At 74.7% G+C, this 12,386-nt stretch carries 12 protein-coding genes; 4 read left to right on the plus strand and 8 right to left on the minus strand.

Annotation, left to right across the window (positions count from 1 at the left end; genetic code table 11):
• Positions 1–84: 84 nt before the first annotated feature.
• A complete protein-coding gene (locus HDA32_RS16250) occupies positions 85–1,437 on the minus strand; it encodes a M14 family zinc carboxypeptidase (RefSeq protein WP_179643996.1) in 1,353 nt (450 codons plus the stop codon).
• Positions 1,438–1,533: 96 nt separating this feature from the next.
• On the minus strand, positions 1,534–3,036 hold the full coding sequence (locus HDA32_RS16255; protein WP_179643997.1) for an amidohydrolase: 1,503 nt from the start codon (positions 3,034–3,036) through the stop codon (positions 1,534–1,536).
• 316 nt (positions 3,037–3,352) lie between these two features.
• On the opposite strand from HDA32_RS16255, the gene HDA32_RS16260 reads away from it, so the two are divergent.
• Positions 3,353–4,105, plus strand: a complete 753-nt coding sequence (locus tag HDA32_RS16260; protein ID WP_179643998.1) for a ZIP family metal transporter — start codon at positions 3,353–3,355, stop codon at positions 4,103–4,105.
• Between the two features lie 150 nt (positions 4,106–4,255).
• Here HDA32_RS16260 and HDA32_RS16265 read toward each other — a convergent pair whose 3' ends face one another.
• The 3 genes from HDA32_RS16265 to HDA32_RS16275 all read right to left on the minus strand — a co-directional run bounded on the left by HDA32_RS16265 (position 4,256) and on the right by HDA32_RS16275 (position 7,032).
• Positions 4,256–4,855, minus strand: coding sequence for a bifunctional 4-hydroxy-2-oxoglutarate aldolase/2-dehydro-3-deoxy-phosphogluconate aldolase (locus tag HDA32_RS16265; protein WP_179643999.1), 600 nt, complete (start codon positions 4,853–4,855; stop codon positions 4,256–4,258).
• A 114-nt stretch (positions 4,856–4,969) separates the two neighbouring features.
• Positions 4,970–5,974, minus strand: a complete 1,005-nt coding sequence (locus HDA32_RS16270) for a sugar kinase (RefSeq protein ID WP_179644000.1) — start codon at positions 5,972–5,974, stop codon at positions 4,970–4,972.
• Between the two features lie 200 nt (positions 5,975–6,174).
• Positions 6,175–7,032, minus strand: a complete 858-nt coding sequence (locus tag HDA32_RS16275) for an SMP-30/gluconolactonase/LRE family protein (RefSeq protein ID WP_179644001.1) — start codon at positions 7,030–7,032, stop codon at positions 6,175–6,177.
• Positions 7,033–7,335: 303 nt separating this feature from the next.
• On the opposite strand from HDA32_RS16275, the gene HDA32_RS16280 reads away from it, so the two are divergent.
• Positions 7,336–8,112 (plus strand): FadR/GntR family transcriptional regulator, encoded by a 777-nt coding sequence (locus HDA32_RS16280; RefSeq protein WP_179644002.1) that lies wholly within the window; start codon positions 7,336–7,338, stop codon positions 8,110–8,112.
• A 22-nt stretch (positions 8,113–8,134) separates the two neighbouring features.
• Positions 8,135–9,280, plus strand: a complete 1,146-nt coding sequence (dgoD, locus tag HDA32_RS16285; protein ID WP_179644003.1) for a galactonate dehydratase — start codon at positions 8,135–8,137, stop codon at positions 9,278–9,280.
• Between the two features lie 33 nt (positions 9,281–9,313).
• On the opposite strand, the gene HDA32_RS16290 is transcribed toward dgoD, so the two are convergent.
• Positions 9,314–9,943: a TetR/AcrR family transcriptional regulator gene (locus tag HDA32_RS16290; protein WP_179644004.1), complete on the minus strand. Its 630-nt coding sequence runs from the start codon at positions 9,941–9,943 to the stop codon at positions 9,314–9,316.
• A gap of 73 nt (positions 9,944–10,016) precedes the next feature.
• A complete protein-coding gene (locus tag HDA32_RS16295) occupies positions 10,017–10,400 on the minus strand; it encodes an MFS transporter (protein ID WP_179644005.1) in 384 nt (127 codons plus the stop codon).
• A gap of 292 nt (positions 10,401–10,692) precedes the next feature.
• On the opposite strand from HDA32_RS16295, the gene HDA32_RS16300 reads away from it, so the two are divergent.
• The gene (locus HDA32_RS16300; RefSeq protein ID WP_179644006.1) at positions 10,693–11,964 is read left to right on the plus strand and encodes a C39 family peptidase; all 1,272 of its coding nucleotides are present in this window, start codon (positions 10,693–10,695) and stop codon (positions 11,962–11,964) included.
• A gap of 144 nt (positions 11,965–12,108) precedes the next feature.
• Here HDA32_RS16300 and HDA32_RS16305 read toward each other — a convergent pair whose 3' ends face one another.
• Entirely contained in the window at positions 12,109–12,285 is a 177-nt protein-coding gene (locus HDA32_RS16305; protein ID WP_179644007.1) for a hypothetical protein, read from the minus strand.
• Positions 12,286–12,386: the final 101 nt, after the last annotated feature.

Genomic DNA, 12,386 nt, shown 5'->3' on the forward strand with positions numbered 1-12,386 from the left:
GGCGGGGATCCGGCCGATGAGCGATGGAACACCGTCGAGCCGCTGCCGCCCGGGCATCCACACGGGGCCGCCCGCCGTCCGTTCTCAGCCTGCGACGTGCCGGGCGCAGGCGATGATCGCCGCGTACTGCACCCCGACCAGGTCGTTGATGGGGATGGGCCGGCTGGGCGCCGCATCGGCCCGCGCCGACCAGGCCAGGTGGCGTTCGCGCAGCCGCGCGTGCTGCCTGCGGACGGCCGGGGTGGGGTTGCCGACGGCGATCTCGCCCTCCAGCGCCCGCAGCAGCATGCCCGCGTAGCGCAGCCGGGCCGCCTCGACCGAGGCCAGGCCGCTCATCCGCTCGCACACCAGGGCCGGGCGCCGGTTCTCCGGGGCGTCGGCGCGAGAGGCGAGCTGGGCTGCCTCCGCGCTCAGGTAGGGGGCGAAGGCGCGGGAGGCGCGCAGGAAGGGCGACTCGACGCTGACGTCGTCGGCGACGTCGTCGAGGGCCTCGGTGAGCAGCCGCGCCACCTCGCCGATCTCGGCGCCGCGCTCCCGCAGCAGATCGGCGTAGTCGCGGTCGATGGGCGTGTGGTCGTCGGCGTCGGCATCGGCCCAGTAGGGCACCTCCGAGGCGAGGTAGAACGTCCCGTGGGGTTCGGCGTAGGCGGCGCTGGAGGCACCGGCGAGCTGGTCCAGCGGGTCGAGTCCGTGGCTCTCGGCGAAGTCGTAGGCCTGCTCGGCGCGGAACGCGCGGAAGACCGCCGGGGCGAGCCGCTCGATGAACGGCGCCTCGCCCTCCCCGGTCTCCAGCGGCAGCCCGAGCTCGGCGGGGATCCGGGTGAGCTGCTCGGTGAGTTCGGGGGTGGTGTGGCTGACGTAGTAGAAGACGCCGCCGTACTCGCCGTTGTGCAGGGAGGCCATGAAGGCCGGCCGCACGTCGTCGATGACCCGCATGAGGGCCCGCGTCTCCGGCATGACGCGGGTGAACTCGGCCCTCTTGTAGGAGAAGGGGAAGCTCCACTCCACCTGCTCGTCGCCCGCCGGGCGGTAGAAGTGCCGGCCGTAGTGGCCGCGGCTCACGGGGCCGGCGAACCACCCCTCGTTCAGCCGCGTGCCGTCGGGGTCGATGCAGGGGATGATGTGCCAGGTGTAGCCGAGGTCCTCGCGCAGCGCGTCGTCGTCGAGAAGGGTCCTGGCGAGGTGGAGGGCGGTCAGCCCGCCCACCGGCTCGTTGGGGTGCACGCCGCCGAAGACCAGGGCGTGGCGCGGGCCGCCCTCGATGGTCATCGACCAGAGGGGGTCTCCCAGCCGCGACTCGCCGATCCCGCGGACGCCGGCGATGTCGGGGCGGTCGGCTGCGATGGCGCGCGCCCGCGCGGCGAGGTCGTCCACGCCGAGGAAGGCGGTGAACCGCGGGAGTTCACCGATCAGGTCGGCCGTCGGCTGGTGGGACACGCGCGTCTCCTCCGGTTCGTCGCTGCCGCGTTGGTCGCGGGGGTCGGCCGTCGCGGCCGGGTCACTGCGGGTCGGGTCACTGCGGGGCCGGCGCACTCAGTCCGGCTCGGCGAGGAAGGTGGGCCGGCCCGCCAGCAGGGTGGCGGTGACCGGCATGGCGCGCAGCTCCCCGGGCGACACCTCGGCCGGGTCTCGACCGGTGACCACCAGGTCGGCGCGGTCGCCCACGCCCACCCCCGTCCTGCCTCCCGCAGCGGCGGCCAGGGCCGCCCGCAGCGGGATCGCCTGCTCGGCGTGCCACGGGGGCCGGTCGTCGTCGGTGCGCGACACCGCCGAGGCGATGCCGTCCCAGGGGTCCAGCGGCGAGACCGGGGCGTCGGAGCCGATCTCCAGCCGCGCCCCCGCTGCCAGCAGATCGGCGTAGGCGTAGGCGCGTCCGGTACGTCCGGGCCAGTACCGCTCGGCGACGTCGCGGTCATCGGGGGCGTGCGCCGGCTGCACGCCCGCCACCACCCCCAGCTCGGCGAAGCGCGCGACGTCGGCGGGCCTCAGTAGCTGGGCGTGCTCGATGCGCCCCGCGCACCCGACCGCGGCGAAGGCGTCCAGCGCGACGGTGTTGGCGCGGTCGCCGATCGCGTGGACGGCGGGCAGGACGCCGTGGCGCGCCGCGCGCCGCATGAGCGCGGTGAGCTCCTCCCCCGGCAGTTCGAGCAGGCCGTGGTCGTGCCGGTGGACTCCCGGGTAGGGGTCGTGGCAGAAGGCGGTGCGGGTGTTGAGCGATCCGTCGACGAAGAGCTTGTAGGGCCCCACGCTCAGCAGCCCTCCGGTCCCGTCGATGGCGGCGCCCGTGCGGTGGCCCCGCTCGATCGCCTCCTCCAGCATGAACCGGGCGATGACGCACCGCACCCTGAGCACCGGTTCGCGCAGCTCCAGTCGCCGCGACCACTCGGCCACGGTGTCGCCGTACTCGAAGTCGACGACGCCGGTGACCCCGCGCGCGGCCGCGGCGTCGGCGGCCTCCAGCACCCAGGCGTCCTGGACCGCGACCGGTGCCGCGGGCAGGGCCGCGGTGATCTCCATGCACTCGGCCTCGACGAACACCCCGCTGGGGTGGTCGCGGCCGAGCAGCGCGAGCGCGGCGGGACTCAGCCAGCAGGTGTGCAGGTCGTTGCTGATGAGCACCAGTGGGCGGCCGGGCAGTACGCGTTCGAGCAGGTCCTTGTGCGGCCGGTCGCTCCACAGGGCGTCGCGGAACCCGGCGCCGACGACCAGTTCGTCCGGGTCGCCGCGCTCGGCGCGCCCGTTGAGGGCCGCCGCCATCAGCTCCGCCGCCCCGACGGCCGAGTCGGCCCGCTCCAGCGGGACGCGGCGGCGCGACTGCGCCCACTGCCGCATGTGGGCGTGCGCGTCGACCAGTCCGGGCAGCAGGGTCCCGCCGCGGCACTCGATTGCCCGGGCGCCGTCGGCACGCCCGCCGACGGGTTCGACGGCGACCACCCGCCCCTCGGCCAGGCGCACGTCGCGGGCGGGCCCGCCCACTCCCAGGCGCACGTCGCGCAGCAGCGTCTCCGGTGCGGCGGCGCGGTCCGGGCCGCTCATGAGCGTCCTCCGGACCGGCGCAGCGGCCCTGCGGGGCGGTCGCGCGGCGCACGGCGGGCGGTGGTCTCCAGCACGTCTCCTCCTCACTCGGCGGCCGGGCGCGCGGACGAAGCGGTCGCTGACCGCAAGGCTATGGTGGAGCACGGACTCCGCGGTCCCCGACCCCGCCTCCCGCTGGAGCGGGCCGCGGCCCTGCGGACACTCGCCGAGCGCGGCGACGTGGAGTTCGCCGGCGAGGCGACCGGCGGGGGCGGGCGGCGGGCGGAGCATGCCGAGGCCGGTCGGCGGGCAGAGGGCGGTCCGGGAGGTGGCGACGGTGCCGGTGTGGCTGGAGGCGGGCCTGTGGGGCCTGCTCGGCGGCGGCGCGCTCGTGCTCGGGGCGGGGGTCACCTGGCTGGTGCGCGTACCGGACCTGATCGTCGCCTGGATCATGGCCTTCGGCGCGGGGGTGCTCATCTCGGCGCTGGCCTTCGACCTCCTCGACGAGGCGGAGCGCAGCGGGGGGCTGGCGCCGACGGCGATCGGCTTCCTCGGCGGGGCCTGCGCCTACGTGGCGGCCAACGCGGCGCTGGCCAGGCGCGGGGCTCGGCACCGCAAGCGCTCCGGCGACCAGCAGCCCTCCGAGGACCAGGTCCAGGGCAGCGGCGCCGCCATCGCCATCGGGGCGCTGCTCGACGGGGTCCCCGAATCGGTGGTGCTCGGCCTGTCGCTGCTCAACGGCGGCGTCGGGACGGCGGTCCTCGCGGCGATCTTCATCTCCAACGTCCCCGAGGGCCTGTCCAGCGCCGCGGGCATGAAGCGGGCCGGGCGCGGCGCCGGATACGTCTTCGGGGTCTGGGGCGGCATCGCGCTCGCCAGCGGCCTGTCGGCGCTCATGGGCGGCCTCCTCCTTGAGGGCGCGCCGCCGACCGCGATCGCGGTCATCACCGCCGTCGCCGCCGGGGCGATCCTGGCCATGGTCGCCGACACCATGATCCCCGAGGCCTTCGAACGCGCGCACGTGGTCACCGGGCTGATCGCCACGCTCGGGTTCCTCACCGCCTTCAGCATCGAGCGCATCGGCGGGTGAGGCCGCCGTCACCGACACCTTGAGCACCGTCCGGATCCGCCGCCCTCGCCGCTGCTCTTCCGGTCAGGACCGCCCGATACCCGGGACAAGGCCGCACAGCAGGCCCTGGCCGCCCGGCCACCCGCCCCACTCGACCGGCACGGACCCGGGTCAGCGCCGCTGCGCCAGTTCGGCGAGCAGGTCGACCTGGACGGGGTCGGTCAGCGCCGATCCGACCGCGACCACCCTGGCGCCTGCGTCGAGGTACTCGGCGGCGTTGCGGGCGTCCATGCCCCCGGTCGCCACGATCTTGAGACCGGGGAACGGGCCGCGCATCGCGGCGAACCACGCGGTCCCCAGGGCCGAGGCCGGGAACGCCTTCACCCACTCCAGCCCGTGGCGCAGGGCCTGCTGGATCTCCGTGGGCGTCGCCACGCCGGGCAGGTGCGGCAGACCGCGGGCCAGCGACGCCGCCGCCACGGCCGGGTCCAGACCGGGGGCGACGGTGAAGGCCGCACCCGCCTGCGCCACGGCGGTGACCTGCTCGGTCGTGATCACCGTGCCGGCGCCCACCAGGCGGCCGCGCTCGGCCCCGGCCTCGACCGCGGCGCGCAGGGACGGCATCGCGTCCGGTGTCTGCACCGGCACCTCCACCGCCGTGATGCCGAGGTCCCACGCGCGTGTGGCCAGGGCGACGGTCTCCTCCCGCGGCATTCCGCGCAGGATCGCCATGACGGGCCGGTCGGCGAACGTCTCATCGAAACCAGGCATGCCGGAAAACACTGCTCCCACTCCAGTTCTACGTGCGTCCTGCGTGTCGTCCGCGGTCAGGGTCCCCGGCCGCACCTCTTCGGTCGGTTCCGGCCGGCTTTCGGTCGGCGCCCGTCACATCGCGGCCGCGGCGGCCGTCGCCTCCTTCACCCAGACGTCATCGTCGAGGGCGATCAGCCGCTCGACGGCGGTCGCGGGCGGCAGGGGGGCGAGGTCGCCGACGCAGCGCAGGGTGACGGCGGCGCACAGGTGGCCCAGGCGCAGGCGGTCGCGGACCGTGCGGCCGGTGAGCAGGCCGGACAGGTAGCCCGCGGCGAACGCGTCGCCGGCGCCCACGGGTTCGACCACCGTGACGACCGGGGCCGGCACGTGGACGCGCCGCGCCTCTTCGAAGCAGGTCGCGCCGTGTTCGGCGTCCTTGACCACGAGGCACCCGACGTCGGGCAGCAGCGTGCGGACGTCGTCGGCGCTCGCCGTCGCCCACAGCGCCTCGGCCTCGTCCCTGCCCACGAACACCACGTCGGCCGCTCGGGCGAGGCCGAGCAGCCGGTCGGCCGCGTCGCCCGGCGACCACAGCGCGGGCCGGTGGTTGACGTCGAAGCTGAGCAGCGGCCCGCCGGGGCCGCGGTCGGCCAGGAGCCGGTCCACGAGCGCGGAGCAGCTCGGCGAGAGCGCCGGAGTGATGCCGGACAGGTGGACCAGGCGGCTGGGACCGGGCATGGCCGGGCCCGCGTGCTCCGGCCCCATCGCCGAGGCGGCCGATCCCTTCCGGTAGTAGTACACGGTGGTGCCGACCGGTCCGGGGTCCTTGACGTAGATCCCGGTCGGGCGGTCCCGGTCGACCTCGACGCCGCCGACCTCGACCCCGTTCCCGGCGAGCGCCCCGGTGATCATCCGCCCGAAGGGGTCGTCGCCGACCCGGCTGTACCAGGCGACCCGGTGCCCCAGGCGGGCCAGGCCGCAGGCGACGTTGGACTCCGCGCCGCCGACCTCCAGCGCGAGATCGGGGCGCTCGGCCAGCGGGGCCGCCGAGACCGGCGTGAGCATCGCCATGGTCTCGCCGACGCAGACCGCGTCGAGGACGCCGGAGCGCCGCTCGCGCGTGGGGATGGTGGACATGGCTCCCTCTGCGGTCACGGGGGCGGGGCCGGAAACCTCGCCGATCCCGACCTTATCGACGCTGAAACCACGGTGGTTCCAGGTGGCGGCAACGGGCGTGCGGTGTCCGTCGGCTTCGGCGCGTCCTTCGGCGGAGTGAGGCGCTCACACCATCGGATCCCCGAAGTGGCCTCGGTGAGTCCGGCCGGGGACGGGCCCGCTCACCCGCCGAAGGGCAGCACCGGCGTCCCCCGGACGCCCGGGCGCAGTCGGAACACCGCTCCGGCCTCGGGGTGGCGCGCGGGGTCGAGGTCGAGGCCGGAGGTGGTGACGTAGAGGTCCCGCAGTCCGGGGCCGCCGAACGCGCACGCCGTGGGGCGGGGCACCGGCAGTTCGACGACCTCGTCCAGCACGCCTTCGGCGGTGTAGCGGTGGACCGCGGCGCCGTCCCACAGCGCGACCCATATGCCGCCCTCGGCGTCGAGGCACAGGCCGTCGGGGGAACCCGATCCGGCCGGGACCTCCACCACGGGCTCGCGCCCCACGAGGTCCCCCGTCCCGGGATCGACGCCGAAGACGTCGACGCGCCGCGTCGGGGTGTCGACGTAGTAGGCCCGCCGCCCGTCCGGGGTCCAGGCGAGCCCGTTGGAGATGGTGACGCCCTCCAGGACCGTGGTGACGGTCCCGTCCGGATCCAGGCGGTGCAGCGCCCCGCGGCCGGGAGCCGCGTCGTAGGCCATGGAACCGCAGTAGAACCTGCCGCGGGGGTCGCAGCCGCCCTCGTTCATGCGCACGGAAGGGTCCGCCCACACCTCGGGAAGGAGGCGCGGGCGCGGCTCTCCGGGCTCCCAGAGCGCGAACCCCCGCTCGACGGCGACCACGAACCCGCCCCCGATGCGCGGGCGCAGTGCGGCGGCGACCTCGGCGACGTGCGTCCGCTCGATCTCCCCGCTCCCCGGATCCAGGGCGAGGACGTCGCCGGCGAGCATGTCCACCCAGCGCAGCCGGCCTTCGTCCGCACACCAGACCGGTCCCTCTCCGTGATCGGCGACCGGCGGCGTGACCTGTTCCACTGCCATTTCCGCGACTCCCTCTCCGCTTTCTCCTCTTTTCCGCCTCCGGCCCGGCCCCCGAGGCCGGCCGGCGGACCCGGCGCGCACGGTCCGGGGCGGTCCGTGACGGCGGGCACATCCCATGACCGCTCGAAGGATGATATTAATTCATAATTAATGACGTACTTTGGGACGGCGGAACCGGCGCGGACGAAGGACGTCCCGCCGCCCGATCCCGACCCGCCCACCCGGGCCGCGGCCCGGCCGCCCGTGTGGAGCAGGATGGTCGACTCCAGGTGGCCCGCTGCCGACGGACAAGGAGTGAGACGGGTGGCTTCCTACAAGGGTCGCGGCACCCACGGCCAGATCGTCGAGCTGCTCGGCGGCCGCATCGTCGCGGGCGGACTGCCCGAGGGCGGGACCCTGGACCTGCGCGCGCTCGGCGAGGAGCTCGACATCAGCCTGAGCGTGCTGCGCGAGACGATCAAGGTGCTCACCGCCAAGGGGCTGGTGGACGCGCGGCAGAAGCGCGGGACGTTCGTGCGCCCCCGCTCCGCCTGGAACCTGCTGGACTCCGATGTCATGCGCTGGCAGTCCGCCGCCGGTGACGGCTCCCGGCTCATCCGCGACCTGAACGAGGTGCGCGCCGCCATCGAGCCGGCCGCCGTCCGCTACGCGGCGCTGCGCAGGGGCGAGCCGGACCTGGATCGGCTGCGTCGGGCGCTGGAGCGGATGGGGGCCGCGGACGGCGACGCACGGGCCGCCGCAGCGGCCGACCTGGAGTTCCATCGCGCACTGCTCGCTGCGACCGGCAACGAGATGTTCGCACGCATGGACGTCCTCCTGGAACCGGGGCTGCTCGAGCGCGACCTCATCGTGCACTCGGCGGACCACGACGATCCCGTCCCCAGCCACCGGGCGGTGCTGGACGCCGTCGCGGCGAAGGACCCGGCCGCCGCCGAGCGGGCGATGCTGGCCCTGCTCGCGAAGTCCTTCGCCGACCAGACCCGCGTCTCCGCCGACTACGAGGACCACGCGGGCGCCCCGGCGCCGCACGCCGCCTCCCCGCCGTCCCCGGGGGCCGGCGGGGAGGAGCCCGCACGATGAGGACCGGAAGAGGAGCCGAACGATGAGGATCAGCCGGATCGAGACCTTCGCCGTCCCGCCGCGCTGGCTGCTGTGCCGGATCGAGACCGACGACGGCGTGGTCGGCTGGGGGGAGCCGGTCGTCGAAGGGCGCGCCGCGACCGTGCGCACCGCGGTGCACGAGCTCGCCGAACTCCTCATCGGCAAGGACCCGATGCGCATCGAGGACCACTGGCAGGTCATGACCAAGGGGTCCTTCTACCGCGGCGGCCCGGTGCTCTCCAGCGCCGTCGCCGGGCTGGACCAGGCGCTGTGGGACATCGCGGGCAAGGCCCTCGGCGTGCCCGTGCACGTGCTCCTCGGCGGCCCGGTGCGCGACCGCGTCCGCGCCTACACCTGGGTCGGCGGTGACGAGCCCGCCCACATCGGCGAGGCCGTCGCCGCGCAGGTCGAAGCGGGGTTCACCGCGGTGAAGATGAACGCCGCCGGACGGATGAACCGGATCGCCACCCGCCGCGACATCGACACGATCGTGGAACGGGCCGCTGCGGCGCGCGAGGCGCTGGGCCCTGACGGCGACTTCGCCGTGGACTTCCACGGGCGCTTCTCCTCGGCCAACGCCCGACTCGTTCTGCCGCACCTCGCCCCGCTCGGTCCCCTCTTCGCCGAGGAGCCGGTGCTACCGGAGTACACCCACCTGCTGGCCGACGTGGTGCGCACCGCCCCGGTCCCCATCGCCACCGGCGAACGGCTGTTCTCCCGAACCGACGCGCTCCCGGCCCTCCAGGCCGGCATCGCGGTGATCCAGCCCGACCTCTCCCACGCCGGCGGGATCTCCGAGGTGCGCCGCATCGCCGCCCTCGCCGAGACCTTCGACGTGCTCGTCGCGCCCCACTGCCCCCTCGGCCCGGTCTCCCTGGCCTCCAGCCTGCAGATCGCGTTCTGCACGCCGAACTTCCTCATCCAGGAGCAGAGCATCGGCATCCACTACAACCGGGGCGCCGAAGTGCTCGACTACGTGCGCGACCCCGAGGTGTTCGCCTTCCACGACGGCCACCTGCTCCGGCCGACGGCGCCCGGCCTGGGCCTGGAGGTCGACGAGAAGGCGGTGCGCGCCGCCGACGGCTCCGCCCCCGACTGGCGCGGCCCGATCTGGCGCCACCCCGACGGCTCCTTCGCCGAATGGTGACGGACCGGGCCTTTTCGCGAAGGAGGCGCAGCGCTACCGGGCCGTTTCGCGCGGGGCGGTGAAGAGCGGGAGGATGACGTCGTCGACGATCTCGACGATGACGGATTCGGGGATCGGGGCGCCGCTGAACAGGAAGTGGTAGCGCAGCAGCGCCCATCCGGCCTCCAGCCTGCGGGGGGATACCGCCGCGGCGTCGCACTCCCCCCGCTCGACGGCCCTGCGCACGATCTCGGTCATCGTCTTGACGCTGTTGCCCCGCGCGCGCTCGCGGATCTCCGCGGCGCGGACGGGGTCGCGCAGCACGTCGCCGAGCAGGCCGCGCATCGCCTCGCCCACCGGCCCGGCGAGCTGCTGCGCCCCCTGCCGGAGCACCGCCAGGGCGTCGCCGCGCAGGCTCCCGGTGTCGGGCAGGTCGGTGGGGTCGGGCAGCACGTGGTACACCGCGTCCATCACCAGCTCGCCCCGGCCCGGCCAGCGGCGGTACAGCGACGCCTTGCTCGCCCGGGCGCGTTCGGCGACGCTCTCCATGGTCAGTCCGGCGTAGCCGACGTCGGCGAGTTCGGCCAGCGTCGCCTGGAAGATGGCGGCGTTGAGGGCGCTGCCGCGGCGCCGGGGCCGGCTGCGGTGGTCCGCACCGGTCCCTGCTGCGTCGTCGTTGGGCACTGCGGACGTGTCTCCTCCCGGTGAGCGGCGACGGCCAGTCGATTCTACGGAGCCCCGTTCCACGGCCCCGCCCCTATGCGGCCCCGCCGTCCGCGCCCTGCACCACCCGGAAGGCGATCAGCGCGGCCGGCGAGTCCGCGACCGCGCACGGCGCCGCGCCGAGCAGGAACACCGCGATCGCGGCCTGCAGCACCGGCTTGCGGCCGAACCGGTCGCCCAGCTTGCCGTACAGGGGCATGGCCACGGTGGCGGCCACGAGGTAGGAGGTCGCGACGGCCGGCATCCGGTCCAGTCCGCCCAGTTCCCCGGCGACGGCGGGGAGGGCCGGGGCCATGACCGTCTGATCGAGCGCGCCGAGCAGCATCGCCAGCATCAGGCCGGGCAGTGCGCGCGCGACTCCGTCCCCGCGCTCCCCCGTGCCTCCCCGCAGCCGAGCGGTTTCGGATCGACGCGCCATGTTCAATGCCCTCCAAGGAGACGCACGGGGGAACGGCCCCATATGGAAAACGAACTGTTCTCTAAGGGGAACCGCAAGCCTCCTTGTTAGAAAACACAACGTTCTCCATACGGGAAGCGCGACGGGGGCGACCGCGGAACGGACCTCCTGCGCGCCCGCCGTGGCGAATCGCGCGGCCGGGCCGATTGAGTCACACTGGGTTGGCAGGCTATGGCGGAACGTGACGGCGCACGCGGTGCGCCTCGGCCGGAGGAGCACGGCGCCGATCGGCGCGCATCCCCAGGAGGACGGCATGCGAATACTCACTCGTTTGCTTCCCGCGGCGCTGCTCGCCGCCGCGACGGCACTCGCGGGCGCGCCCGCGGCCGCGCAACCCGGCGCGGCACCGGAGGCGACAGAGGCTCCGGTCGAGTTCCACCGGTGGGCCTCGGAATCCGACTTCGCCTCGGGCACCGCCGAAGGCGTGCGGGCGACCGGGGACGGGCTCGTCATCGGCCGGCCGGCCGGCAGCGCCGAGCACACCGAGAAGGCGCTCGGCACCACCGCCGACTACGACTACGCGCGCTGGACCTCGCCCGAACACGCCACCGGCTTCGGCGCGACCGAGATCGTCACCTCGTGGAACGCGCTGACGCCGCCGGGCACCTGGCTGCAGGTGGAGGTGCGGGGCACGACCGACGACGGCGCGCGGACCCGCTGGTACGTGATGGGCCGGTGGGCCTCCGGCGACACCGACATCCGGCGCACCAGCGTGGAGGGGCAGTCCGACGAGCACGGCGAGGTCAACGTCGACGTCCTGGCGACCGCGCCGGGGACCACCCTGGTCGAGTACCAGTTGCGGGCCACGCTCTACCGCGTCAAGGGGACCTCGGCCTCGCCGTCGCTGTCCATGATCGGCGCGATGGCCTCGGACGTCCCGGAGCGCTCCGACGTGCCGACCTCCGAGTCCGCGGGCGCGTGGGGCGTCGAGCTGTCCGTGCCCCGCTACTCCCAGAACGTCCACGCCGGGCACTACCCGCAGTACGGCGGCGGCGGTGAGGCCTGGTGCAGCCCGACGTCGACGGAGATGGTCGTGGAGTACTGGGGCCGGAGCCCGAGCGAGGAGGACCTGGCCTGGGTGGCCCCCGGCCACGCCGATCCGACCGTGGACCACGCCGCGCGCCGGACCTACGACCACGCCTATGCGGGGGCGGGGAACTGGTCGTTCAACGTGGCCTACGCGGCGACCTACGGGCTCGACGCCCACGTCACCCGGCTGCGCTCGCTCGCCGACGTCGAACGCCTCATCCTGCGGGACGTCCCGGTGGTCACCTCCCAGTCGTTCCGCGCCGACGAGCTGGACGGGGCCGGATACGGAACCGATGGGCACATCATGGTCGTGGTCGGGTTCACCGAGGACGGCGACGTGATCGCCAACGACCCCGCGTCCTCGGACAACGACGCCGTCCGCAGGGTCTACCCGCGCGCCCAGTTCGAGGACGTCTGGCTGCGCACCACCAACGGCGGCTCCGGCGGCATCGCCTACATCATCACCCCGCCCGACCACCTGACGGCCGGACGGTAGCGCCGCGGCCGGACTGGCGCGGACCGAGGCCCGCGCATCCGCGCGCGCAGCGGGGCCGAACCGGCCGACCGCTACCGCGGCCCGTCCCGGTGAGGCGGTGACGGGCCGCCGGCCGGTGTCGCCCTCCCCCGTTCGGGTCCTCCGTCACTCCCGCTGATCGGGATCCTCGTCCTCGGGGTCCTGCGGCTGCTCCGCCTGGTCGGGGTCCTCGGCCTCGACGCCGAACCCCGGCGCCTGCGGAGGCGCTCCCGGCCCCGGATCGGCGGCGGCGATCTCGTCTCGGCCGAGATCGGGCTCTGGTTCGAACGGTGCACTGGTCATGGGGTCGGTCTACCCGCGCCCACCTCGCTCAACGCTTCGCTTCCGCTCCCGTCGAAGGCTGCGGTGGCGGGGGCGCCGGTGCGCGGCCCGCGCCGCGCACC

This window comes from Spinactinospora alkalitolerans, from assembly GCF_013408795.1.
In the GTDB taxonomy this organism is placed as follows: Bacteria; Actinomycetota; Actinomycetes; order Streptosporangiales; family Streptosporangiaceae; genus Spinactinospora; species Spinactinospora alkalitolerans.

What these genes read in the sequence shown, in the direction of transcription:
- HDA32_RS16305 (WP_179644007.1), bottom strand. Translation starts at nt 12,285, where the DNA reads ATGACCAGTGCACCGTTCGAACCAGAGCCCGATCTCGGCCGAGACGAG.
- dgoD (WP_179644003.1), top strand. Translation starts at nt 8,135, where the DNA reads ATGAGGATCAGCCGGATCGAGACCTTCGCCGTCCCGCCGCGCTGGCTG.
- HDA32_RS16300 (WP_179644006.1), top strand. Translation starts at nt 10,693, where the DNA reads ATGCGAATACTCACTCGTTTGCTTCCCGCGGCGCTGCTCGCCGCCGCG.
- HDA32_RS16275 (WP_179644001.1), bottom strand. Translation starts at nt 7,032, where the DNA reads ATGGCAGTGGAACAGGTCACGCCGCCGGTCGCCGATCACGGAGAGGGA.
- HDA32_RS16295 (WP_179644005.1), bottom strand. Translation starts at nt 10,400, where the DNA reads ATGGCGCGTCGATCCGAAACCGCTCGGCTGCGGGGAGGCACGGGGGAG.
- HDA32_RS16270 (WP_179644000.1), bottom strand. Translation starts at nt 5,974, where the DNA reads ATGTCCACCATCCCCACGCGCGAGCGGCGCTCCGGCGTCCTCGACGCG.
- HDA32_RS16265 (WP_179643999.1), bottom strand. Translation starts at nt 4,855, where the DNA reads ATGCCTGGTTTCGATGAGACGTTCGCCGACCGGCCCGTCATGGCGATC.
- HDA32_RS16255 (WP_179643997.1), bottom strand. Translation starts at nt 3,036, where the DNA reads ATGAGCGGCCCGGACCGCGCCGCCGCACCGGAGACGCTGCTGCGCGAC.